At 70.9% G+C, this 22,741-nt stretch carries 21 protein-coding genes; 13 read left to right on the top strand and 8 right to left on the bottom strand.

Features of this window, described 5'->3' with window-relative positions; genetic code table 11:
• Positions 1 to 14: 14 nt before the first annotated feature.
• Both LR393_RS20380 and LR393_RS20375 read right to left on the bottom strand, forming a co-directional pair.
• Positions 15 to 455, bottom strand: coding sequence for a BLUF domain-containing protein (locus tag LR393_RS20380; RefSeq protein WP_231485655.1), 441 nt, complete (start codon positions 453 to 455; stop codon positions 15 to 17).
• A gap of 351 nt (positions 456 to 806) precedes the next feature.
• Positions 807 to 1,913: a CaiB/BaiF CoA transferase family protein gene (locus LR393_RS20375; RefSeq protein ID WP_231485654.1), complete on the bottom strand. Its 1,107-nt coding sequence runs from the start codon at positions 1,911 to 1,913 to the stop codon at positions 807 to 809.
• A 116-nt stretch (positions 1,914 to 2,029) separates the two neighbouring features.
• On the opposite strand from LR393_RS20375, the gene LR393_RS20370 reads away from it, so the two are divergent.
• From LR393_RS20370 to LR393_RS37100, 3 genes are all read left to right on the top strand, one after another.
• Positions 2,030 to 3,040, top strand: a complete 1,011-nt coding sequence (locus tag LR393_RS20370) for a phosphotransferase family protein (RefSeq protein WP_231485653.1) — start codon at positions 2,030 to 2,032, stop codon at positions 3,038 to 3,040.
• A 69-nt stretch (positions 3,041 to 3,109) separates the two neighbouring features.
• A complete protein-coding gene (locus LR393_RS20365) occupies positions 3,110 to 3,556 on the top strand; it encodes an NUDIX domain-containing protein (RefSeq protein ID WP_231485652.1) in 447 nt (148 codons plus the stop codon).
• 172 nt (positions 3,557 to 3,728) lie between these two features.
• Complete coding sequence (locus LR393_RS37100) at positions 3,729 to 4,115, top strand: TDP-N-acetylfucosamine:lipid II N-acetylfucosaminyltransferase (protein WP_407937338.1); 387 nt, start codon at positions 3,729 to 3,731, stop codon at positions 4,113 to 4,115.
• Positions 4,116 to 4,148: 33 nt separating this feature from the next.
• Here LR393_RS37100 and LR393_RS20360 read toward each other — a convergent pair whose 3' ends face one another.
• On the bottom strand, positions 4,149 to 4,748 hold the full coding sequence (locus LR393_RS20360) for a GNAT family N-acetyltransferase (protein WP_231485651.1): 600 nt from the start codon (positions 4,746 to 4,748) through the stop codon (positions 4,149 to 4,151).
• Positions 4,749 to 4,878: 130 nt separating this feature from the next.
• Here LR393_RS20360 and LR393_RS20355 point away from each other — a divergent pair, with 130 nt between their 5' ends.
• From LR393_RS20355 to LR393_RS20340, 4 genes are all read left to right on the top strand, one after another.
• The gene (locus tag LR393_RS20355) at positions 4,879 to 5,682 is read left to right on the top strand and encodes a universal stress protein (RefSeq protein ID WP_231485650.1); all 804 of its coding nucleotides are present in this window, start codon (positions 4,879 to 4,881) and stop codon (positions 5,680 to 5,682) included.
• Between the two features lie 294 nt (positions 5,683 to 5,976).
• On the top strand, positions 5,977 to 7,233 hold the full coding sequence (locus LR393_RS20350) for a quaternary amine ABC transporter ATP-binding protein (RefSeq protein WP_231485648.1): 1,257 nt from the start codon (positions 5,977 to 5,979) through the stop codon (positions 7,231 to 7,233).
• Positions 7,226 to 8,164, top strand: a complete 939-nt coding sequence (locus tag LR393_RS20345; RefSeq protein WP_231485646.1) for an ABC transporter permease — start codon at positions 7,226 to 7,228, stop codon at positions 8,162 to 8,164. The genes LR393_RS20350 and LR393_RS20345 overlap by 8 nt, the downstream gene beginning before the upstream one ends.
• Before the next feature lie 26 nt (positions 8,165 to 8,190).
• The gene (locus tag LR393_RS20340) at positions 8,191 to 9,111 is read left to right on the top strand and encodes a glycine betaine ABC transporter substrate-binding protein (RefSeq protein WP_231485645.1); all 921 of its coding nucleotides are present in this window, start codon (positions 8,191 to 8,193) and stop codon (positions 9,109 to 9,111) included.
• On the opposite strand, the gene LR393_RS20335 is transcribed toward LR393_RS20340, so the two are convergent.
• Complete coding sequence (locus LR393_RS20335) at positions 9,089 to 9,271, bottom strand: hypothetical protein (protein WP_231485644.1); 183 nt, start codon at positions 9,269 to 9,271, stop codon at positions 9,089 to 9,091. The genes LR393_RS20340 and LR393_RS20335 overlap by 23 nt on opposite strands.
• Before the next feature lie 269 nt (positions 9,272 to 9,540).
• Here LR393_RS20335 and LR393_RS20330 point away from each other — a divergent pair, with 269 nt between their 5' ends.
• Positions 9,541 to 10,542, top strand: a complete 1,002-nt coding sequence (locus LR393_RS20330) for an LLM class flavin-dependent oxidoreductase (RefSeq protein WP_231485643.1) — start codon at positions 9,541 to 9,543, stop codon at positions 10,540 to 10,542.
• Positions 10,543 to 10,554: 12 nt separating this feature from the next.
• Positions 10,555 to 11,169, top strand: coding sequence for a phosphoribosylanthranilate isomerase (locus tag LR393_RS20325; protein ID WP_231485642.1), 615 nt, complete (start codon positions 10,555 to 10,557; stop codon positions 11,167 to 11,169).
• On the opposite strand, the gene LR393_RS20320 is transcribed toward LR393_RS20325, so the two are convergent.
• Positions 11,166 to 11,933, bottom strand: coding sequence for an SDR family oxidoreductase (locus tag LR393_RS20320; RefSeq protein ID WP_231485641.1), 768 nt, complete (start codon positions 11,931 to 11,933; stop codon positions 11,166 to 11,168). The genes LR393_RS20325 and LR393_RS20320 overlap by 4 nt on opposite strands.
• 97 nt (positions 11,934 to 12,030) lie before the next feature.
• Entirely contained in the window at positions 12,031 to 12,861 is an 831-nt protein-coding gene (locus LR393_RS20315; RefSeq protein WP_231485640.1) for a GNAT family N-acetyltransferase, read from the bottom strand.
• Between the two features lie 206 nt (positions 12,862 to 13,067).
• Here LR393_RS20315 and deoC point away from each other — a divergent pair, with 206 nt between their 5' ends.
• The gene (gene deoC / locus LR393_RS20310; protein WP_231485639.1) at positions 13,068 to 13,742 is read left to right on the top strand and encodes a deoxyribose-phosphate aldolase; all 675 of its coding nucleotides are present in this window, start codon (positions 13,068 to 13,070) and stop codon (positions 13,740 to 13,742) included.
• Between the two features lie 103 nt (positions 13,743 to 13,845).
• Here deoC and LR393_RS20305 read toward each other — a convergent pair whose 3' ends face one another.
• Positions 13,846 to 17,223 carry a pyruvate carboxylase gene (locus LR393_RS20305; RefSeq protein ID WP_231485635.1) on the bottom strand — a complete coding sequence of 1,126 codons (3,378 nt, stop codon included), beginning with the start codon at positions 17,221 to 17,223 and terminating at the stop codon, positions 13,846 to 13,848.
• A 183-nt stretch (positions 17,224 to 17,406) separates the two neighbouring features.
• On the opposite strand from LR393_RS20305, the gene LR393_RS20300 reads away from it, so the two are divergent.
• The 3 genes from LR393_RS20300 to LR393_RS20290 all read left to right on the top strand — a co-directional run bounded on the left by LR393_RS20300 (position 17,407) and on the right by LR393_RS20290 (position 20,549).
• Positions 17,407 to 19,494 carry a beta-galactosidase gene (locus LR393_RS20300; protein WP_231485633.1) on the top strand — a complete coding sequence of 696 codons (2,088 nt, stop codon included), beginning with the start codon at positions 17,407 to 17,409 and terminating at the stop codon, positions 19,492 to 19,494.
• Between the two features lie 140 nt (positions 19,495 to 19,634).
• Complete coding sequence (locus LR393_RS20295; RefSeq protein WP_231485631.1) at positions 19,635 to 19,817, top strand: hypothetical protein; 183 nt, start codon at positions 19,635 to 19,637, stop codon at positions 19,815 to 19,817.
• Between the two features lie 48 nt (positions 19,818 to 19,865).
• Positions 19,866 to 20,549 (top strand): carbohydrate kinase family protein, encoded by a 684-nt coding sequence (locus tag LR393_RS20290; RefSeq protein ID WP_231485629.1) that lies wholly within the window; start codon positions 19,866 to 19,868, stop codon positions 20,547 to 20,549.
• Here the strand turns inward: LR393_RS20290 and helR are convergent.
• The gene (helR, locus tag LR393_RS20285) at positions 20,539 to 22,692 is read right to left on the bottom strand and encodes an RNA polymerase recycling motor ATPase HelR (protein WP_231485627.1); all 2,154 of its coding nucleotides are present in this window, start codon (positions 22,690 to 22,692) and stop codon (positions 20,539 to 20,541) included. The two genes, LR393_RS20290 and helR, sit on opposite strands and share 11 nt — an antisense overlap.
• Positions 22,693 to 22,741: the final 49 nt, after the last annotated feature.

The raw sequence follows: 22,741 nt of genomic DNA, 5'->3' as shown, positions 1-22,741 counted from the left end.
GGAGGCTGTCCGGGTCAGCCGGCCCGGACGGTCTCGGCCGTCAGCAGGGCCCGGGCCACGAAGGTGTCCTTCAGCAGGCCGAACGTGTCCTTGGACGTCATCCGTTTCACCTGGTCGCCCACGACCAGCGGCAGCACGGCGTCGGTCGTCGTCGCGGCCAGGCGCATGCGCCAGCCCCCGAACGACCGGGCGACCGTGGTGCCCCGCTGCACCAGGGTGACGTCGGTGTGCAGGGTGCTGTGCCGGATGCGCTCGTAGGTCCGCTCGACCGACTCCTGCGGGCCCTCGAGGAGCTGCACGTAGAAGGCATGGTGCGTCGGCTCGTCGTGCACGTGCAGCAGCATTCCGGTGATGTCGGCGTGCGCGTTGAGGTCGCGGCTCGGGCCGATGAGCATTTCCAGCTCGCCATCGGTCAGGTCCACCACGGCGCGACTGGCGTAGATGAGCTCGTACACGGGCACCTTCTCGGGGTAGCCGGACTGTTACGGCTGTCGCTACGGAGTTCGGCGTCTGGGTGCCCGGCTTGAGTGCTGACGGCAACAAGCCCTCCAGCGGAGCCCCGATTCAGGACGGGTGGTACCGCAGGCGCAGATCCTCCGGTACCAGCGTGATCGTGGTCGGCACCCGCTCCGGTGTCCCGCCCTCCAGATGCTCCACCTGCTGCGGCACCTCGCCCACCAGGTCGTCCAGCCGGGCCGGGGACAGCTGCGCCCGGACACACCGGCGGGTACCTACCCTTAAATCAAGTATTCGCTCGAACCGGGGCGAAAACCATGGTACCGCCCGGGAAGGAACTGTTCACGTGCTCAGGCACCCGGGGCCGGCCAGTCGCGGAGCACGGCGGCGGCCCCGATCCCGGAAGATGCCGGTGGAGCCGGGTTTCCGGGTGGGGTCCGGGAGAAGCGCGGCGCCGGGCCGGGCTGCGGGACGCCGTGGATCTCGAGATGGGTGCCGTGCGCGCGCAGATGCGGGTCGTCCAGGGCCTCGGTCATGCTGAGGACGGGCGTCACGCAGGCGTCGGACCCGTCGAACACGTCCCGCCAGTGGGCCAGATCGTGCCGGGCGAACGCGGCGGTGAACCGTTCGCGCAGGATCGGCCAGCTCCCGCGGTCGGCCCGGTCGGGCAGCTCGTCCGGGGTGATCCCGAGACCGTCGAGAAGCTGCGCGTAGAAGGCAGGTTCGAGGGCGCCGACCGCGACGTGCCGGCCGTCCGCACAGCGGTAGGTGTCGTAGAAGGGTGCGCCCCCGTCGAGCAGGTTGGAGCCGGGGGTATCGGTCCAGCCGCCCTGAGCCCGCCACGACCACATCATCTGCATCAGCAGCGAGGCCCCGTCGACCATGGCGGCGTCCACCACCTGCCCCCGCCCCGAGACCCCGCGTTCGACGAGTGCGGCCAGCACACCGGTGACCAGGAACATCGACCCGCCACCGAAGTCACCGACGAGGTTCATCGGGGGCACGGGCCGCTCCCCGGGCCGGCCGATGCCGTGCAGCACCCCGGCCAGGGCCAGGTAATTGATGTCGTGCCCGGCCTGGTGCGCCCGCGGGCCAGTGCGACCCCAGCCGGTCATCCGGCCGTAGACCAGGCGCGGGTTGCGGGCCAGGCACACGTCCGGCCCGATCCCGAGTCGCTCCGTCACACCCGGCCGGAATCCTTCCAGCAGCACGTCGGCCCGGTCGGCCAGCTCCAGCAGGGTGTCCCGGCCCGCCGGGGACCTGAGATCGAGCTCGGCGGCCCGCCGCCCGCGCAGCACCTGGTCACCGGCGTCCAGGCCCCCGGGCCGGTCGACCCGAACGACGTCGGCCCCCAGATCGGCCAGGATCATCGCGGCGTGCGGAACCGGCCCGATTCCCGCGAGCTCGAGCACCCGCAGCCCCGTGAGTGGTCCCGCGGACCGGCCCTCGTCGCCCATGGGCCGAGTTTATGGCGCGAGTAGGCTGAACGGCGCGAACGGCAGGTGACGAACTCCCGGCGTTGATCACGGTGGGTGGAGCACGGTCAGGGCGGTGGAGAAGGAGCGCGGTGCGGATGGATGAGGTCAGGCGTCTGGCCCGGCCCGATCTGGTCGCTCCGGCCCTGGTGCGGGCCACCGGCGACGAGGGCTGGCGGGACGTGCGGGCCGAGCTGATCACGGGCGGCCGGTCCAACCTGACGTTCCGGCTGCTGAGTGCGGCCGGGGAGCTGATTCTGCGGCGTCCGCCGAGCGGGAACGTGCTGCCGACCGCGCACGACATGGGGCGGGAGACCCGCGTCCAGCGGGTCCTGGCCGAAAGCACCGTGCCGGTGCCGGAGATCGTGCTGGAGGATGCCGGTGAGCTGATCGGGGTGCCGTTCTACGTGATGACCAGGGTGCCTGGCGTCGTCGTCACCGACACCCTGCCGCCGGCGTACGACCTCGAGGATCGCGCCCACCTGGGGGAGAACCTCGTGGACGTGCTCGCCGATCTGCACACCGTCGACCCGAAGGCTGTCGGGCTGGGGGATTTCGGCCGGCCGGAGGGTTTCGCCGAGCGCCAGGTGCGGCGCTGGACCCGGCAGATCGAGGCCACCCCGGCGCCCCCGGTCGACGCGCTCGCGGAGCTGGCCTGGATCCTGGCCCAGCGGCCGCCCGTGAGCAGTGCGGCGTGCGTCGTCCACGGCGACTACCGACTCGACAACTGCGTGGTGGACGAGAGGCACCCGAAGCTCAACGGCGTCCTTGATTGGGAGATGTCGACGCTCGGCGACCCGCTGACCGATCTGGGCCTGCTGATGTTCTACTGGGAGTCGGTCGAGCGTCTGGCGCCCACGCTGGTGCGCTCGGTGACCACGCTGCCGGGTTTTCCGGGGGCTGACGCGATCGCCGCCCGGTGGTCGGCCCAGACCGGGATCGATGTCGAAGACCTCGACTGGTACCGGGCTTTCGCCCACTTCAAGTTCGCTGCCATCGTTCTCGGCGTGCAGGCCCGGGTCGGGGCCGGGGCGATGGGCGGCCAGGACTTCGGCGACCTGTCCGGCAGCGTGGTGGCCATCGCCGAGGCCGGGCTGGAGATCGTCTAGGACAGGACCTGGTACGCGCGCGGAACTCAGGCTACCGGCGGGTCAGTTCCGACCGGTAGCGTCTGCGGCGTGGCTGGAAATGATCACGCGAGCCTCGTGGACGTCTTCGGGCTGCTGAAAGACGACCACGGCCGCCTGCTGCTGATGAAACGGGCCGGGGACATTCCCGGTAGCGGTCAGTGGGCCCTGCCCAGCGGCAAGCTCGAGGCCGGGGAGAGCCTGCCCCAGGCGGTGCGGCGGGAACTGCACGAGGAGCTCGGCGTGACCTGTGACCCGGGCGACCTCGCCTTCAACGGGGTCGCGCACGTGCGCCCGCCCGGCGGCGAGCCGCGCATCGGGTTCAGCTTCGTCGTCACCCGCTGGCACGGGGTGCCCGCCGTGCTGGAACCGGATCTCTGCGACGCGCTGGGCTGGTTCCCGCCCGGACAGCTTCCGGCCGACACTTTCCTCTACACCCGCCTGATCATGGGCCCCCACCTCGGCGGCCAGAACTTCTCCATCTGGGGTTGGTCCTGACGGGAACGGCCCGGTAGACGGCTGATTTCGGCGCGCTGTCGCCCCACGGGGGCTCGTCCGGCGCAGGCCTCTCACAGGCTCTTGCCGGTCGTCCGCCCGGCCAGAACATGATCGGCAGGACGGCAACGGGCGGCGGTCATGAAACCGATCTGGATCGAAAGGTTTTGCTGAAATGCCGGCCTGCAACGGTTCTCGGCCCGGATCGGCGACTGCGACCTGTCGGCCCGCCCGGCGGCAACCGGGTGTCGGCCCGCTGTATCTGCTGCTGCGGCAGGGCGTTCCGGTGGTGCTGCGCCGGGAGGACGGGTTCACGCTCGACCGGGCCCGGTCCGGGGTGCCGTTCCTGACCGACGACTGGGACGAGGCTGCCCTCGTGCGCTGTCACGAGACTCTGGCCGGCACCCGGGTCGAGGTGACGCCCTTCGCCCGGGCCGCCGGCCGTGGTTCTGGCGTCCGGAGGTGCCGGCCCCCGCACCCGCGTTCTCGTTCGACGCCTGGTTCACGCTGCTCTTCCTGGTCACCAGCTACCTCGGCATCCCGCGGTCCTGGCTGCTGGTGAGGTTCTTCGACGTCCCCGCGGTACCGGCCGGGATCAGGGGGCAGCGGTGGGACGGCCGAGGTACAGGTCGTCCGGGTCACCGACCTCGAGCACCCGGAAGCCCAGGCGCTCGTAGAAACCCAGGGCGCGGGTGTTGGCCGGATCCATGCCCAGATACACGGCGGGGGCCCCGGCCGTGTGCACCGTGCGCAGGAACCGCTCGATCAGGGCCCGGCCGTGGCCACCGCCCTGGACCTGCGGCAGCAGATCGATGTGCAGGTGGGCCGGGTAGGCCTCCAGGCCCGGTACCAGCATGTTCTCCGGGTGCAGGCCCAGCTGGAGCAGGCTCCGGTCGGACGCGGCGGGCTCACCCGGATACCGCTCCAGCAGTCGCGGAACCCAGATCTCCCGGTAGCGGCGCACGTACGCCGGGGTGTCGGCGGTGCCGAGCACGTAGCCCACCGGCACGTCGTCGTCGGTGAGGACGAACGCGCACTGCGGCTCGAGCGCCAGGTAGGGCGCGGCGAAGAGGTCGCCGAGCAACTCGTCACTCCCGAACTTCCCCCGCGCGTCGTGGCCGGCCGCCCCGGTGCGCACGCAGATGCCGTAGCAGGCGGCGAGGTCGTCGGCCCGGTACGGACGAATCGTCAGCATCCCGTGGAGTCTTCCTTCTTTCCGTGATCAGGCCAAGGGGCGGGCGACCGTTGCGCGATGAGGGGACTTTCGCCCGTGGACGCTGTGCGGGGGCTGAAGCAGACTGAGGGCAGCGGGGAAGGAGCTGATCATGACGTTCAGGACACGCAAGACTGTCGTCGGTTACGACGGATCTGCGTCCGCACAGGCAGCCCTCGACTGGGCCGCGGTCGACGCCGCCGAGCGGGGCTCGGAACTACTCATCCTGCACGTGGCCGAACGGGGTCCGGCCGAACCCGGCGCGGGCGGTGCGCCGGAACCGCTGGAGCGGGCCTCGGCCATCGTGCTGCAGGACGGACTGGCCCGGGTGCGCCGCCTGGCGCCCGAACTGCCGGTGACGCTGGAGACGGGTCTGTCCGGCATCAGTCGTTCGCTGGTCACGGCCTCGTGTACGGCGGAGCTGGTGGTGCTGGGCGTGCCGGAGTACCGGGCCATCGAGGGCCGGGTGCTCGGTAACACCACAGCCGCGGTCGTGGCCCGGGCCCACTGCCCGGTCGTCGTGGTCAGCCCGGGAGCAGGCGTGGTCCGCGGCCGGTGCGTGACCGTCGGGTACGACGGTTCCACCGGCGCCGAGCGGGCCCTGTCCTTCGCCGCCGAGCGGGCGGGCCGTCAGGGCGTGCCGCTGGTGGTCACCGTGGCCTACGAGGAGGCACAGGAGGCGACCCGGGTCGGGGAGCTGGCCGTCGCCTGGGTGCACCGTTGCTTCCCGGAAGTGGGAGTACGGTACGAACTCGTCGAGGGAACGGCCGTACCGGTGCTCTCCGACGCCTCCCACGGCTGCGGGATCGTCGTGGTCGGTAACCGCGGTCGGGGGCTGACGGCCGGCTTGCTCACCGGATCGGTGGGGAACGGTCTCATCACCCGCTCGCACAGCCCTCTGGCCGTCGTCCATTAAGAACACCGAAAGACCCGTTTCAGCGCGCTCTCGCACACCTGGCCCGGCGACCAGGTGCGCGAGGCGCGCTGACTCATGCTATGACCGCCAGAATCGTGGTGACGCGGTCATTGCTCAGCGTGACTGAGACGAGCGTCACGTAACGCCGGAAGTTCCCTCGGCGATGTCTCCGAAACGCCTTGCTCCGGCGCACTTCGGAAGCCCATCCGGGCCGGTCCGTCCCGGGTGGGCCGGGCGCACTTGCGGCGCAACAAAATTCACTTGGCTTGACACTCTGTCAAGACCGGCGCGAGGGTGAACCGCGATTTTCACAGCAGCAGAGAAGAAGGCCCTCGCGGCGTAGCAAGTGAAATGGAGCGGCCATTGACTTCAGGCACATGGAGTCCGCAGCCGGCACTGCCCACCCAGGCGCCCAGTGCCGAACCTGCCATCGAAGTCACCGGGTTGACGAAGGTCTACGGCGCCCCGGATGCCTCCAGTGGATGGAGGAAGTGGTTCGGCGCGAAGCGGCCCGGGCCCGTCGGCGCGAACGCGGTCGCGAAGAAAGCAGCGGCCGACGACGTCAGCTTCACCGTCGAGCAGGGCGAGTTCTTCGTCATCATGGGACTGTCCGGCTCCGGTAAGTCGACCGTGCTGCGCATGCTCAACCGGCTGGTCGAGCCGACCGCCGGCCGTCTGGTCATCGACGGCCGCGACGTCGCGGCGATGAACCCGGACGATCTGCGCGGTCTCCGGAACCGTAAGATCAACATGGTCTTTCAGCACTTCGCGTTGTTTCCGCACTTCACCGTACGGGAAAACGCCGCCTACGCCCTGCAGGTCCGCCAGGTGCCCGTCGCCGAACGCCACGAGCGGGCCGACTGGGCGCTGGAGACGGTCGGTCTCGGCGACTGGGGCGACTCCCTTCCCGGCGAGCTCTCCGGCGGTATGCGCCAGCGGGTCGGGCTGGCGCGGGCTCTCGCGTCGGACGCCGACATCCTGCTGATGGATGAGCCTTTCAGTGCGCTCGACCCGCTGATCCGCCGCGACATGCAGGACCTGCTGATGACTCTGCAGCGAGACCTCAAACGCACGGTCGTTTTCGTCACGCACGACCTCAACGAGGCGATGCGGATGGGCGACCGGATCATGATCATGCGTGACGGTCGCGTGGTGCAACTGGGCACGGCCCAGGAGATCCTGAAAACCCCTGCCGACGAATACGTCTCGGAGTTCATCGCCGACGTCGACCGTACCCGCGTGCTGACGGCCGGCGACATCATGCAGGAGCCGGTGGCGGGCTCGGTGGGCGACGACCACCAGCGGGTCCGCGACGATGCCGCCCTGAGCGACATCTTCTCGCTGGCCGGCCGGAGCAGCGTGCCGCTCGCGGTCACCGGCCCCGGCGGACAACTGCTCGGCGTCATCCCGCAGGCCACGCTGCTCGCCGCCCTGGCCACACCGGTCCGCGAGAAACCGGGCCGCGAGCAACCGTTACGCGAGAAACCGGTGCGCGAGAAACCGGTGCGCGAGAAACCGGTGCGCGAGAACGGGAAGGAAGCCCATGCCTGAGATCCCCGTCATCGATCTGGGCTCGCCCGTCAGCGACGCCGTCGACTGGCTCACCGAGCACCTCGGCCCGGTCTTCGACCTGGTCACCGACGTGATGCTGCACCTGCTCAACGCGGTGCTGTACGTGCTCACCGCACCGCACGCCTACGTCGTCACCCTGGTCTTCGTGGCGCTGCCACTGGTGCTGCGCCAGGTCGGCCTGGCCCTGTTCGCCCTGGCCGCGTTCATCCTGATCCAGGCGATGGACCTGTGGATCGAGGCGATGCAGACCCTCGCGGTCGTGGTCGTCGCCGCGGTCATCGCGGTGCTGATCGGCGTGCCGGTCGGGATCACCGCCTCCAGCAGCCGCCGCGTCAGTGGCGTGGCCCGCCCGCTGCTCGACCTGATGCAGACCCTCCCGGTGTTCGTGTACCTGATCCCGGCCGTGTTCTTCTTCGGCGTCGGCGTGGTGCCGGGCGTGGTCGCCACCACCGTCTTCGCGATCCCGCCGGCCGTGCGGCTCACCGAGCTGGGCATCCGCGGGGTCGACGCCGAGGTCGTCGAGGCGGCCCAGGCGTTCGGCACCAAGCCGCTGCAGACGTTGCGCCGGGTCCAGGTGCCGCTGGCCATGCCGTCGATCCTGGCCGGCATCAACCAGACGATCATGCTGGCCCTGTCCATGGTGGTCATCGCCGGCATGGTCGGCGCCGACGGCCTGGGCTCCGTGGTCGTGCGCGGCATCAGCACCCTGGACGTCGGCGCGGGCTTCGAGGGTGGTCTGGGCGTCGTGCTGCTGGCCATCTACCTCGACCGTCTGAGCCACGCCCTGGGACAGCCGCGCCGCCGCCCGCGGCGTCCCGCCGAGAAGCGGCCGGCCACCGATCAGCAGCCGCGGCCCTCCGCCGGGACCGGGACCCAGCCGGCCGGCGAGGCTGCCCTCGCGGCTTCCTGAAGCCTTCCGAAAGGGAGAAATCAATCGTGACAAGCAGTTTCAGCAGGCGTTCCCTGCTTGGCGGCCTGGTGGCCGCCACCACCGCCGGTCTGGCCGCGTGCAGCGGCCAGACCGCCCGGTTCAGCGGCGGTTCGGGCTCCGGTTCGAGCAACGGCGACGACGGGGACAGCAAGACGCTCAGCATGGCCGTGGTGGCCGGCTGGGACGAGTGCATCGCCTCGACCAACCTCTGGAAGGTGCTGCTCGAGCAGCGCGGCTACAGCGTGACGCTCCAGGACCTCGACGTCGCCAGCACCTTCACCGGTGTCGCGAACGGCCAGATCGACCTGTACATGGACGCCTGGCTGCCCGGCACCCACGCCGACTACTGGGACCGGTTCGAGGACGACCTGGAGACCGTCGGCACGTGGACCAACGGCACCCTGGTGCTGGCGGTACCCGAGTACACGGACATCAGCTCGATCGCCGACCTGAGGAGCCGCAGGAGCAACTTCGGCGGGCGCGTCGTCGGGATCGAGGCCGGCGCCGGTGAGATGAAGGTGATGCGCGAGAGCATCATGCCGAAGTACGGCCTGGACGACTTCACCCTGGTCGAGGGCAGCACCGCGGCGATGCTCGCCGAGCTCCAGTCGTCGATCAGGCGTCAGCAGGACATCGTGGTGACGCTCTGGACGCCGCACTGGGCGTTCGGCAAGTTCCCGATCAAGACGCTCGACGACCCGGACGGCAACTGGGGCGACCCCGACCAGCTCACCACCATCGCCACCAGGGGCTTCAGCGAGGCGAACCCCGAGGTCGCGGGCTGGCTGAAGAACTACCGGATCGAGGACGACGCCCTCGCCGGGCTGATGTCCCGGATCCAGGAGGCGGGGTCCGGCCAGGAGGCCGAGACCGCGCGGAAGTGGGCCTTGGACAACCAGAAGATCACGGACGCCTGGTTCGCCTGACCTGATCACGTTCGCGCCGGCGGTTCTTCTCCCGGTGGAGGGCCTCGTCGGCGCGGGCGTTCGGTCGTTCCGCGGCCTCACCCAGGTGGCGCACCGCGAACTCGTCGCCACCGATCCGGAAGCCCCGGTCGGTGGCCTCCGGGACGGTACCGGTCTCCATGGTGACCACGCCGTCGGCCCGCAGGAGATCGGCCGCCCGCGGGCCGTCCCTCTCGGGCCCGCTACGCGTCCGCGTCGAGGCCCGGTTCTGGCCAGGACCGCAGTGGGCGTTTGCGGTGATGGTGGCTGCATCGGCTGTGGGGAGGGTCGGGTCGGGGGTGGAAGTTTTCCTCGCCCATCCGTGGTGATCCGACCGGACGTCCCGTAATCTCTATTGCTTCAGTAGAGAATGTGGTGGTGCAGAGAAACGGAAGGCGGTCCGAACCGAGCATGCCGGCCATTACCTCCCTGGCGTTCCTGACTCCCGGCAACTTCGACGACGACGATCCGTACTCCGGTCTCGAGGACACTCTCCAGCTCTTCGAGTACGGCGAGGCCCTGGGTTTCGACGGCGGCTGGATCCGCCAGCGCCATCTGGAGCACGGTGTCGGCTCGGCGGCGGTGTTCCTGGCCGCGGCCGGTCAGCGCACCCGCCGCATCGAGCTCGGTACCGCGGTGATCCCGATCGGTTACGAGAGTCCCTTCCGGCTGGCCGAGGACCTGGCCCTGTCCGACGTGCTCTCGCGCGGGCGGCTGCAGCCCGGCTTCAGCGCGGGCGTGCCCCCGCACGCCGACCTGATGGGGCACCTGGTCTTCGACGGCGACTGGCACACCTACGACCTGTCGTACGGGCGTATCGAGCGGCTCCTGGCCAACCTGCGGGGCGACTTCCTCGGCGACGACGACACGGTGATCCGCTCACCGGGCAACGTGCAGCGGCCCCGGCTCCAGCCGTACAGCCCGGGCCTGGCCGGCCGGGTCTGGTACGGCGGGGGCAGCATCCGCTCGGTGCGCTGGGCGGGGGAGCAGGGGCTCAACCTGCTCACCGGCAACATCGTGGCCGCGGAGCAGGAGACGTTCCTGCAGTCCCAGCTCCGGCTGGTGCGCGAGTACCGGCAGCTCTGCGCCGGTCGTGTCGCCCTGGGCCGGGTGATCGTGCCGTTCGACAGTGCCTCGCGGGCCACCCGCGAGCGCTACCGCGCGTACGCGGCGAGCCGGCACGAGCGCACCCTGGCCCCGGTCGAGTTCGGCGGCCGGCGCATGCACGTCGGGGCGGACCTGGTCGGCCCGAGCGACGAGATCCTCCAGAAGCTGCACGCCGACCCGGTGCTGGCCGAGGTCTCGGAGCTGCGCCTGGAGCTGCCCTACGAGTTCGTCCGGGAGGACTACGAGCAGATCCTGCGTGACACCACCGAGCTGATCGCCCCGGAACTGGGCTGGAAGGCGTCCTGACAGAATGGCCCGGTGTTCGTGAAGATCTGTGGCCTGCGTGACCTGCCGTCAGCCCGAGTGGCCGTGGACGCCGGGGCCGACGCGATCGGTTTCGTCTACCACCCGGCCAGTCCGCGTCACGTCGAGCCGGCGCAGATCCGGTCGATCGTCGACGCGCTGATGGTGGACGGGCGGGGTGACGTTCCGGTCGAGACCGTCCTGGTGGTGCGGGGGCGGCCGGTCGAGGAGGTGCTGCGCGTGGCCCGGGAGGGTGGCGTGCGCACCGTCCAGTTCCACGGCGGTGAGCCCGACGCCGACCTGCAACAGGCCGTGGACGCGGGGTTCACGGTGATGCGGGCGCTGTCGCTGGCCGAGTACGTCGCGGGCGGTTCCTCGTCCACTGTTGATGCCCGTCTTCTCCTGGACGCTCCGGAACCCGGCCAGGGCCGGCTCATGGAGGTTCCCGACCGGGCTCTCCTGCCCCGCACGCCGTGGATCCTGGCCGGTGGCCTGGGGGTCGGCAACGTCGGGGCGCAGATCGAGAATCTGCGCCCCGACGGTGTCGACGTGTCCAGCGGCGTGGAATCGGCGCGCGGGGTGAAGGATCACGCGAAGATCCGGCAGTTCGTCGCGAACGCGCGCGCTTAACGCCCCAGGGCGGCGAGGGCCCCGGAGAACCGGGTCAGCATCTGGTCGTAGATGCCGTTGACCACCGCGTGGCGCTGGGCCCTGACCCGCTCCACCGTGACCTCGCGCGGCGTGGGCTGCTGGGAGAGCAGGCCCACCGACTCGTCGACGAAGTCCTGCAGCGGCATGGCGTTCGGGTCGTTCGCCTGGTCGTCACCCATCAGCGTGGTCGCCACCAGCGGCGGGATCAGCTCGGTGACCTCGACACCGGTGCCGGCCAGCTGCTCGCGCAGCGACTCGGTGTACGAGTGGATGCCCGCCTTCGTCGCCCCGTAGGCCGGGGTCAGCGGGAACGGCACGAACGCGATGCCCGACGTCACGGTGACGAGGGTGCCGGTGCCGCGCTGGAGGAAGTGCGGGGTGAACGCGTCCAGTACGCGGACGGTGCCGAGCAGGTTCGTCTCGACCGTGCGCCGGGTCGTCTCGAAATGGTCAGCCTTGCGCAGGTCTTCGGCAATCATGATGCCCGACATGGTGATCACGGCGCTCAGGCCGGGGTACTGCGCGAGCACCGCGTCGCGGGCCGCGGCCACGGAGGCGTCGTCGGTGACGTCGATCTCCACGGTGCCGATGCCCGGGTTCTGGGCGGCGATGGTGGCGAGCAGGCCGGCCCGGCGGCCCCCGACGATGACGGTGCTACCGGCCGCGGCGAGCTTGCGGGCGATGCCGAGCCCCAGGCCACTGGTGCCGCCGGCGATGAGAACGGTGCTGTTGGTGATGTCCATGGGCGACAGCCTGCGCCGCCTGCGGGCCGGGTGGCAGAGTCCACTCATCCATGGATCGGCGATCCCCGTCTGGGAAGGGCCGCACCGGATCGGGCCCTTATCCGGCGTAGGTGATCTGCAGGAAGTCGGTCTCGGGCTCGAAACCCAGCCGGCGGTAGAGGGCATTGCTCGTGGGGTTCGCCAGATCGGTGAAGAGCACGACCGTGGTGGCGCCCTCGCGGATGGCGCGGCGGATGCTCGCGGTCACCGCGCCCGCGGCATAACCCTTGCCGCGCAACGAAGGTGGCGTGTACACCGAGGTGACGCGGGAGGTGCCGCCGGTGGGGACGGTGGTGCCGGCCAGCGAGACCGGGTGCCCGTCCACCTCCCACAGGGTCAGTGATCCGGTGGCGAGGCGGTCGTCGACCGAGGCCGGCAGGTCGACGACCGCGCCGGTCTCGTCGCCGAACGCGCGGAACCAGTCCAGCAGCAGGCCGCGGTCCGGGGGCAGGGCGGTGCGGGCGGAACCGGCGGGCCACGGGTAGGGCTTGATCAGCTGCTCGAGGTGGAAGAGTTTCTGGGCCATCTCGCCGGCCCGGGACCGCGCGGTGCGGGGCTCCCAGGTGGCGGTGAACTCCTCGACCGTGTCCCGGGGGCCCTGCACCGCCTGGACGGAGGTTCCCCGGTCGGCCAGTTCGACGGCCAGGGCCCGGCCGGCATCGGGTGGGAGGGGGCCGAGGATCAGGGTCCGGATGGTTGTGAGCAGGTAGCTTCCGGTCACGGCGCCGTCGGTCGCCTGCCACCAGCCACCCGTGTGCGCGGGGCCGTCCGGCTCCAGGGCCCGGGAGCTGAGGCTCAGGAAGAGCGTGTGCCGGGCGCGATCGGTGGCCCAGAGACCGCCGGCGGCGCGCACGAGGGCGGGCAGGGATTCTGCGGTGCGCCAGGCCATGACCACTTTCTACCGGAGAAGGAGTGGTGGGCGCCGCCACTTTTCGGAAGGGCGTCACGCTGGTCCGGCCGAATACCGGGAGGGCCCACCCCCGTGAGCGGGCCCTCCGCGTCCTGAGGCTCGTCCTCCATGGTGGGTTGTTCAGTTGCCCGGGCACCGCCGACCGGCTGCCGATCGTCTCCCGGCGGCCCCGTAGGGTGAGAACCATGACCGAGAACCTCGCCCGTTACATCGACCAGACGCTGCTCAAGCCGGAAGCCACGCCCGACGACGTGCGCAAGCTCGTCGCCGACGCCCGGGAGCTCGCCGTGTTCGGTGTGTGCGTGTCGCCGTCCCTGGTGACCGTCGCCAAGGAGGCTGCGGCCGGTTCGGATCTCGCGGTCGTGACGGTGTGCGGTTTCCCCAGCGGCGCCCACAGTGCCGCCGTGAAGGCCGACGAGGCGAAGCGCTCCGTCGCCGAGGGGGCGGACGAGATCGACATGGTGATCAACGTCGGCGCCGCGGTGTCCGGTGACTACTCCACGACCGAGCAGGAGATCGCCGCCGTCCGGGCCGCGGTCCCCGCCCCGCACCTGCTCAAGGTGATCGTCGAGTCGGCCGCCCTGACCGACGAGCAGCTGACCGCCGTGTGCCGGGCCGCGACCCGCGCCGGCGCCGACTTCGTGAAGACCTCCACCGGTTTCCACCCGACCGGCGGCGCCACCGTGCACGCCGTCGAGGTGATGCGCGCGGCCATCAGCCCGCAGGTGCGGATCAAGGCCTCCGGCGGCATCCGGACCCTCGAGGACGCCGAGGCGATGATCGCCGCCGGTGCCACCCGCCTCGGTCTGTCGTCGGCGCGCACCGTGCTGGCGGGCCAGGCATCGACGAGCGCCTACTGAAAACCCTTCCGTGATCGTGCAAACCTTCCCCGGGGAAGGTTTGCCCGACCACGGCGGAAGGGTCTGAGCAGCGCACAGAAGATCCGGGCAGAGGGCTGAACGGCTAGGCCAGTTCGAGCACCAGGTCACCACCGTCCACGCTCTGCACCCCGCTGAAGGCCAGCCGCTGCACCACGCCCTCGACCGGGGCGGTGATCGAGGCCTCCATCTTCATCGCCTCGATCGTGGCGACCGTGTCCCCGGCGGCCACCTTGTCGCCCGCGGCCACCACCAGCGTCACCACGCCCTGGAACGGCGCGGCCACCTGCCCGGGCCGGGCCGGATCGGCCTTCTCGGCCGACGGGATCTCGGCCGCGATCTTGGTGTCGCGCACGCTGATCGGCCGCATCTGCCCGTTCAGCCGGGCCATCACGGTGCGGAAGCCCTTCTCGTCCGGCTCGCTGATCGACTGCAGGCCCATGATCAGGGTCTTGCCCTCGGACAGCTCCACCACGTGCTCCTCGCCCCGGCGCAGACCGTAGAGGTAGTCCAGGGTGGGCAGCCCGGAGGTGTCGCCGTAGGTCGACCGGGCCTCGGCGAAAATTCTTGCCGGGCCGGGGAACAGGAGCTCGTTCAGGGCCTTGCGGGGATCCGCCGCGAGCGCTTCCTCCTGCTCGGCGCTCAGCTCCTCCGAAGGGGCCGTCCAGGAACGCCCTTCCAGGGCCCGGGTGCGGAACGGCTCGGGCCAGCCGCCGGGCGGGTCACCCAGCTCGCCGTTCAGGAAACCGATCACCGAGTCGGGGATGTCGAAGGAGCCCGGGTGCTGGGCGAACCCCTCCGGGTCGGCCCCGGCCGCCACGAGCGAGAGGGCCAGGTCGCCGATGACTTTGGACGACGGGGTCACCTTGGGCACGTTGCCCAGGATGTCGTTCGCCGCGGCGTACATGTCCTCGATCTGCTCGAACTTCTCGCCCAGGCCCAGCGCGATCGCCTGCTGCCGCAGGTTCGACAGCTGCCCGCCCGGGATCTCGTGCCGGTAGACCCGCCCGGTCGGCGAGCTCAGCCCGGACTCGAACGGAGCGTAGACCCGGCGTACCGCCTCCCAGTACGGCTCCAGCGCGTTGACCGCCCGCAGATCCAGGCCGGTCTCGCGCTCGCTGTGGTCGGTCGCGGCCACCAGCGCGGACATCGGCGGCTGGGAGGTGGTGCCGGCCATCGAGGCGCAGGCCGCGTCGACCGCGTCCACCCCGGCCGCGATCGCCGCGGTGAGGGTGGCCAGCTGACCGCCCGCGGTGTCGTGGGTGTGCAGGTGCACGGGCAGGTCGAACTCCGACCGCAGCGCCGTCACCAGCCGCGACGCCGCCGGTGCGCGTAACAGCCCGGCCATGTCCTTGATGCACAGCACGTGCGCCCCGGCCTCCACGATGCGGTGGGCCAGGCGCAGGTAGTAGTCCAGCGTGTAGAGCTTCTCGCCCGGGTCGGAGAGGTCGCCGGTGTAGCAGAGGGCCACCTCGGCCACGGTCGTGCCGGTCGCCCGCACCGCCTCGATCGCGGGACGCATCTGCTCGACGTCGTTGAGGGCGTCGAAGATGCGGAACACGTCGATACCGGTGGACGCGGCCTCGGCCACGAACGCGTCGGTCACCCGGGTCGGGTACGGCGTGTAGCCCACGGTGTTGCGGCCGCGCAGCAGCATCTGCAGGGCGACGTTCGGCACCGCCTCGCGCAGCGATGCCAGGCGCTCCCACGGGTCCTCGGCCAGGAACCGCAGCGCCACGTCGTAGGTCGCCCCGCCCCAGGCCTCGATCGACCAGAGTTGCGGGGTGGTCCGGGCGACGTGGGGCGCGACGGTCAGGAGGTCCCGCGTACGGACGCGGGTGGCCAGCAAGGACTGGTGGGCGTCCCGGAACGTGGTGTCGGTGACGGCGACCCGGTTCTGCTCTCGCAGGCTGCGGGCGAACTCCTGCGGACCGAGATCCAGCAGCAGCTGCCGGGTTCCGTGCGGTGCGGCGCGGTTCAGGTCGGTGGCGGGAAGCTTCAGCGTGGGGTCGAGCATCACCGGCGCCGGCCCGTGCGGCTGGTTCACCGTCACGTTCGCCAGGTAGGTCAGCAGCTTGCTGCCCCGGTCGCCGGTACCGCGGGCCTGGAGCAGGTGCGGGTGGGTCTCGATGAAGGCGGTGGTGACGTGCCCGGAGGCGAAGTCCGGGTCGTCCAGCACCGCCTGCAGGAACGGGATGTTGGTGGAGACCCCGCGGATCCGGAACTCGGCCACGGCGCGGCGGGCCTTCTCCACCGCCGAGGTGAACGTGCGGCCCCGGCAGGTGAGCTTGGCCAGCATCGAGTCGAAGTGCGCGCTGACCTCGGCTCCGGTGTAGGCCGTGCCGCCGTCCAGCCGCACGCCCCCGCCGCCGGGAGAGCGGTAGGTGGTGATGACACCGGTGTCCGGGCGGAAGTTGTTGGCCGGGTCCTCGGTGGTGATCCGGCACTGCAGGGCCGCGCCCCGCAGCCGCACGGTGTCCTGCGACAGACCCAGGTCGGCCAGCGTCTCGCCCGAGGCGATGCGCAGCTGCGACTGCACCAGGTCGACGTCGGTGACCTCCTCGGTCACCGTGTGCTCGACCTGGATGCGCGGGTTCATCTCGATGAACACGTACGTGCCGTCGGGTGCGAGCAGGAACTCCACCGTGCCCGCGTTCCGGTACCCGATCTCGCGGGCGAACCGCACCGCGTCCGCGCACATCTGCGTCCGCAGTTCCGGGTCGAGATTCGGGGCCGGGGCGATCTCGATGACCTTCTGGTGACGTCGCTGCACCGAGCAGTCGCGCTCGAACAGATGGATGACGTTCCCCTCGCCGTCGGCGAGGATCTGCACCTCGATGTGCCGCGGGTCCACCACGGCCTGCTCGATGAACACCGTCGGGTCACCGAACGCGCCGTCGGCCTCGCGCATGCAGACCCCGACCGCCTCGCGCAGGTCCTCCGGGCGGTCGACCCGCCGCATGCCGCGCCCGCCGCCCCCGGCGACGGCCTTGACGAAGAGCGGGTAGGGCAGCTGCTGCGACGCGGCCACCAGCTCGTCGACGTCGCGGGTCGGCTCGATACTGGCGAGCGTGGGAACGCCCGCCGCCCGGGCCGCCGCGATCGCCCGCGCCTTGTTGCCGGTCAGCTCCAGCACGTCCGGGCCCGGCCCGATGAACGTGATGCCGGCCCGGGCACAGGCCTCGGCCAGGGCCGGGTTCTCGGACAGGAACCCGTAACCCGGGTAGATCGCGTCGGCCCCGGCCCGCACGGCCGTCGCCACGATCGTCTCCGGGTCGAGGTAGGCGCGCACCGGGTGCCCGCGCTCGCCGATCTCGTAGGACTCGTCGGCCTTCAGCCGGTGCTCGCTCCAGCGGTCCTCGTAGGGGAAGACCGCCACGGTGCGGGCGCCGACCTCGTAGGCCGCGCGGAAGGCCCGTACGGCGATCTCGCCCCGGTTCGCCACCAGTATTTTCGAGAACACGGGCCTGGCTCCTGACTCGTTCGGTGATGCGGCTTCCGGGGCAGGATAGGTCGCCGCGCGGCGCGGAAACCGGGCCGTGAGGTGGGCTGGATCACAGAGCGGGCGGGGGCGTCACGGTGACGGGGACAAAAGGGAGAATGGCGCCCGACGGACGTTCCCGACGGCAAGGACGCTGACGAACCCATGCTCTACGGCGCGGACTACAACCCCGAACAATGGCCGGAACACGTCTGGGACGACGACGTGCGCCTGATGAAACGGGCCAGTGTGACCACCGTGAGCCTGGGCATCTTCTCCTGGTCGCGGCTGCAGCCGGCTCCGGGCGTCTGGGACTTCACCTGGCTCGACACCGTCATCGGCAAGCTGCACGCGGCCGGTATCGGCGTGAACCTGGCCACGGCCACCGCCTCGCCGCCGCCCTGGATGAGCATCGAGCACCCGGACATCCTCGCCACCGACGAGAACGGCGCCACCTACTGGCACGGGTCCCGGCAGCACTACTCACCCGCGTCGAAGACCTACCGGCGTCTGGCCGCCGAACTGGTGACGCGTCTGGCGGCGCGGTACGCGCGGCACCCGGGTGTGGTGATGTGGCACGTCAACAACGAGTACGGATGTCACCTGCCGGTCGAGTACTCACCCGCCGCCCAGGAGGCCTTCCGGGAATGGCTGCTGTGGCGCTACCGCAGCATCGAGGCGCTGAACGAGGCCTGGGGCACGGCGTTCTGGTCGCAGCGGTACGGCGAGTGGGCCCAGGTGATGCCCCCGCTCAAGGCCCCCTACAGCCGTAACCCCGCGCAGTTGCTCGATTATCAGCGCTTCATGTCCGACCTGTGGCTGGAGTGCTACCTGGCCGAGCGCGACATCATCCGCGCCGCCGGTGCCACCCAGCCGATCTCGACGAACATGATGGGGGCCTTCAAGCCCGCCAACTACGCCGACTGGGCTCAGCACATCGACGTCATCACCGACGACTGCTACCCCGACCCGCAAGACCCGCACCGGGTGCGCAACACCGCCTTCCAGCGTGACCTGATGCGCTCGCTGAAGCGCGGCACGCCGTGGATCCTGATGGAACAGGCCACCGACGCGGTCAACTGGCGTCCCACGAACCCGTCGAAGCAGCCCGGTCAGCTGGCGGCCGAGACCGCGCAGTCGGTCGGGCGCGGCGCGGACGGCATCTTCTACTTCCAGTGGAGGCAGTCCCGCGCGGGCAGTGAGAAGTTCCACTCCGCCATGCTCCCGCACGCCGGTACCCGCACCCGCACCTGGCAGGAGGCGTCCACCCTGGGGGCCGACCTCGCCGCCCTGCCCGGCCTGCCCCCTCCCGGTGACGACGCGTCCGTTGCTCTGGTGTTCGACTGGGAGAACTGGTGGGCCGTCGAGAACCCCGACCATCCTGCCACTCTCGACTACCTGACGTTGATCCGGGAGTGGTACGGCGCGTTCCACCGGCGCGGCGTCCAGGTCGACATCGTGCCGCCCGAGAAGGTCGACGCCCGTTACCGTCTCGCGGTCGCACCGGTTCTCTACCTGATCCGCGACGAGACCCCGCTGACCACCTTCGTGGAGAACGGCGGCGTGCTGCTGACCGGCCCGTTCAGCGACGTCGTGGACGCGCAGGACCGTTTCTGCGACGGCGGTTTCCTGACCCGGCTGGGCCCGCTGCTGGGGGTCGGGGTCGAGGACTTCCGTCCCCTGCCGCCCCCGGTCCGGCAGCGGGTCGCCGAGAGGGCGGGGGAGAGGGTGCTTCAGGACGAGGCGGGCACCGGCGGTGCCGGCCGCACGTCGGTCTCCTTCGCCTCCGGGGAGGCGGGTTTCGGGGCAACCTACTTCGCCGAGGCGCTGTGGGCCGACGACGCGGAGGTCGTGGCCACCTTCACAGACGGCCCGTCCGCGGGCCGCCCGGCCCTGACCCGGCGCGAGTACGGGGGTGGGCAGGGGCACGGCCAGGGCCGTGGGCAGGGTCGTGGGCAGGGCCGGGGTCAGGGTCGTGGGAAGGGTCGCGGTCAGGGCTGGTACGTCGCGACCATGCCGGACGCGGCCGGGCTGGACGCGATCGCCAACCGCCTGCTGGAGGCGGCGGACATCCCCTCGGCCGAACTGCCCGAAGGGGTCGAGACGGCCCGGCGCGGTGACGTTCTCACGGTGATCAATCACGGGGTCGTCCCGGTCTCGGTGACGTTCGAGGGCACCGACCTGCGCACCGGGGCCGCGTTCGGAACCCGGGAGCTGGCCCCGCAGGGGTTCGCGTTCATCCGCACCGGGTGACGTGATCGGGTGGCAGACGCAATCGGTTCTCAGGCCGGCTGGTTCGCGCTCGCGACGATGCTGAGCATCACCGGCCGGGGCAGGAGCCGGAGCAGTCGCAGGTTGAAGCGGTTGCGGGCGCCGGAGACGACGCTGGACGGTTGGCGGCGGGGGGCCGGTCCACCGCCCACGGCGTCGTCTCGCTGCGCATCCACAAGGCCCTGCGCACCGGGCGCACCGACCCGCTCGACGAGGCCGAGAGGCTGCTGGGGCAACTGCTCGGACGTGGCCCGTTGCTCCGTACGGGTGACGCCGCCCGCGCCCGTCCGCGGTGGGCTGACTAGGCTCGCCGTGAGTTCACAGACATCCGACGCGGGCGGGACGTGATCACTGTGACCGGTACTCAGCAGGACCATCGCATCATCATCATTGACCGGGGCGTCGATCAGGCAGCCGCGGCGCAGGCCTTTCTCGGGGAACCCGGCGTGTCGCTGCTGGGGGTGGGCAGCGACGAGCCGCTGAGCCCTGACGACGTGAACACCGACGAGGTGGCCGGGGCCGACGTGGTCCTGGTGGCCCTGGACGTACCGCCGGAAGTGGTGCGGACCGCGCTTTCTCACGCCCACGGCAAGGTTCTGCTCGACCCGACCCCGGTGCCCGGACTCGACGCCGCGGCCCTGCGGGCGTGGGTCGAGACATTCGCCCCCTTCGTCCATGTCCTGCTGCCCGACCTGCCCACCCTGGCGGCCCTGGTCAGCGAGACCGACGAGACCGAGGTGGTCGCGCTGGCCGGGGGTCTCGCCGAGCAGCTACGGGTGAACGTCGTCGTGCCGCTGGGCCGGCAGGGAGCCGTGATCGCCCTCCAGGAGCAGGAACCCGAGGTCGTCGAGGCACCCGAGGCCGAGACGGTCGATTCCTCGGGTGCCGACGACTGCTTCCGGGGCGTGCTGTCCGTGCTGCTGGCCGAGAAGACACCCCTGACCGAGGCCGTCCGGATCGCGGTCCGGGCCACGGCGGAGTACTCGGCCTCGGGGGCCCTGCCGACCAGGGAACGGTCCGCCGCCGTCAGTCGCTGAGGATCACCAGCTGCTGGGTCGCCCGGGTCATCGAGACGTACCGGTCGACGGCGCCCTCGGTGCCGTCGCCGAACTTCTCCGGGTCGACGATCACGACCAGGTCGAACTCCAGGCCCTTGGCCAGGGCCGGCGTCAGCGAGCGCACGCGGGGGGTCGGCCGGAACGTGGGATCGCCGATCACACAGGCGATTCCCTCGGCGTGATCGGCCAGCCAGGTGTCGAGCACGTCACTCAGCTCGACCGGGGTGCCGTAGCGCACGGGCAGGCCGCTGCTGCGGATCGAGGTCGGCACGTTCGCGTCCGGCAGGACGGCGCGGATGACCGGCTCGGCCTGTGCCATCACCTCTTCCGGGGTGCGGTAGTTGATGCTGAGCGAGGCCAGCCCGATCCGGTCGAGCCCGACGCGCTTCAGGCGGTCGGGCCAGCTCTCGGTGAACCCGTGCCGGGCCTGGGCCCGGTCGCCGACAATGGTGAAGCTGCGGGAAGGGTTACGCAGCAACAGCATCTGCCACTCGGCGTCGGACAGTTCCTGGGCCTCGTCCACCACGATGTGGGCGAAGGGCCCGGCCAGGGCGTCGGGAGTCATGGTGGGCCGGGCGGCCTCGTCGACCAGGGCGTCCTGCAGGTCCTTGCCCATCAGCATGGCCACGGCACCCTCGAAATCGTCCTGGGCCTGCAGAAGAGCGTCGGCGACCGCACCGCGGCGCTCGGCCTCGGCCGCGATCGCTGCGTCCTGTCGCATCTTGCGCTTGGCGGCCTGCGGGTCGCCGAGCCGCTGACGGGCCACGTCGAGCAGGGGAAGATCTTCCAGCGTCCAGATCTGCTCGCCGCGCTGCAGGAGGCGGATCTCCTCGCGGGTCAGCCAGGGGGCGCAGCGGCGCAGGTAGGCGGGCACCGTGAAAAGGTCGGAGATCAGGTCTTCCGCCTCCAGCCAGGGCCAGCCCCGGTTGACGGCGCTCGCCAGCTCGGCTGTCTGCCGCAACGACTTGCGCACCTGCCGCGGGGTGGGCCGGTCACCGTTGTCGTCCGCCGGATGCTTGTCGGCCAGGATCGAGGCGATCTCGTCGAGGATGTACTCCTGGCTCTCGTTGTGCGGCGTTCCGGGCGGGGGAGCGTCGAAGGCCAGGGCCCAGTCGTCCGGGGTGAGCCAGACCTCGGCCCACGGGGTGCGCAGGCCCATGGTCTCGGTGGGGGCCTCTTCGTAGAACCGCACGGCCGAGTCGATCACCTTCACCACGTTCAGTGCCGACTTCAGCCGGGCCACCTCCGGGTCGGTCTCCGGCCGGGCCCGGGTGCCCTGCGGAACCAGGTCGCGCAGCGTGCAGGTCTGCACGCCCTCCTCACCCAGGCTCGGCAGCACGTCACCCACGTAGTCCAGGTACGGCTGGTGTGGTCCGACGAACAGCACCCCGCCGCGATGGTGGCCCAGCCGGGGGTCGGAGTAGAGCAGGTAGGCCGCGCGGTGCAGTGCGACCACGGTCTTGCCGGTGCCCGGGCCGCCGTCGACGATCAGGGCACCGCGGGAACCCGCGCGGATGATCGCGTCCTGGTCGGACTGGATGGTGCCCAGCACGTCGCGCATCCGGGGTGAGCGGTTGCTGCCCAGGCTGGCGATGAACGCCGACTGGTCGTCCAGCGCGGCGTTGCCCTCGAGGCCGTCGGCGGTGAACACCTCGTCCCAGTAGTCCGTGATCCGGCCCTGCGTCCAGCGGAACCGCCGGCGGCTCGCCAGCCCCGTCGGGCTACCGTGGGTGGCGCCGAAGAACGGCTCGGAGACCGGCGAGCGCCAGTCGTGCAGTAGGCGGCGTCCGTCGTCGGCCGTGAGACCGAGGCGACCGATGTACAGGGTCTCGCCGTCGTCCTTCACGATGCGGCCCAGGCAGAGATCCAGGCCGAAACGCCGCAAAGTTCGCAGTCGCGAGGTCAGCCGGTGCACCTCCTGGTCGCGCTCGAGCGCGCGCGGACCGCCGCCACCGGGCAGCCGGCGCACGGCGTCGAGGCGCTCGGTCAGCTCGGTGATCGACTGCTCGAGGGTGCCGGCGATCTCGGCGAAATGCTTCTCGTCCGTGGCGATCAGCTGGGCGGCGGACTTGGCGCCGCGGTCTTCGGGAAGGTTGAAAGCGCTGTGGTCGAGGGCTTTCATGAGGTAGGGCTCCGATCTGATGCCGATGCACGGCAGGTCACGATCGGTG

Source organism: Kineosporia mesophila (assembly GCF_021129235.1).
GTDB lineage: Bacteria > Actinomycetota > Actinomycetes > Actinomycetales > Kineosporiaceae > Kineosporia > Kineosporia mesophila.
Note: the sequence above shows the minus strand (reverse complement) of the source record. Positions and strands in the feature narration are given on the sequence as shown.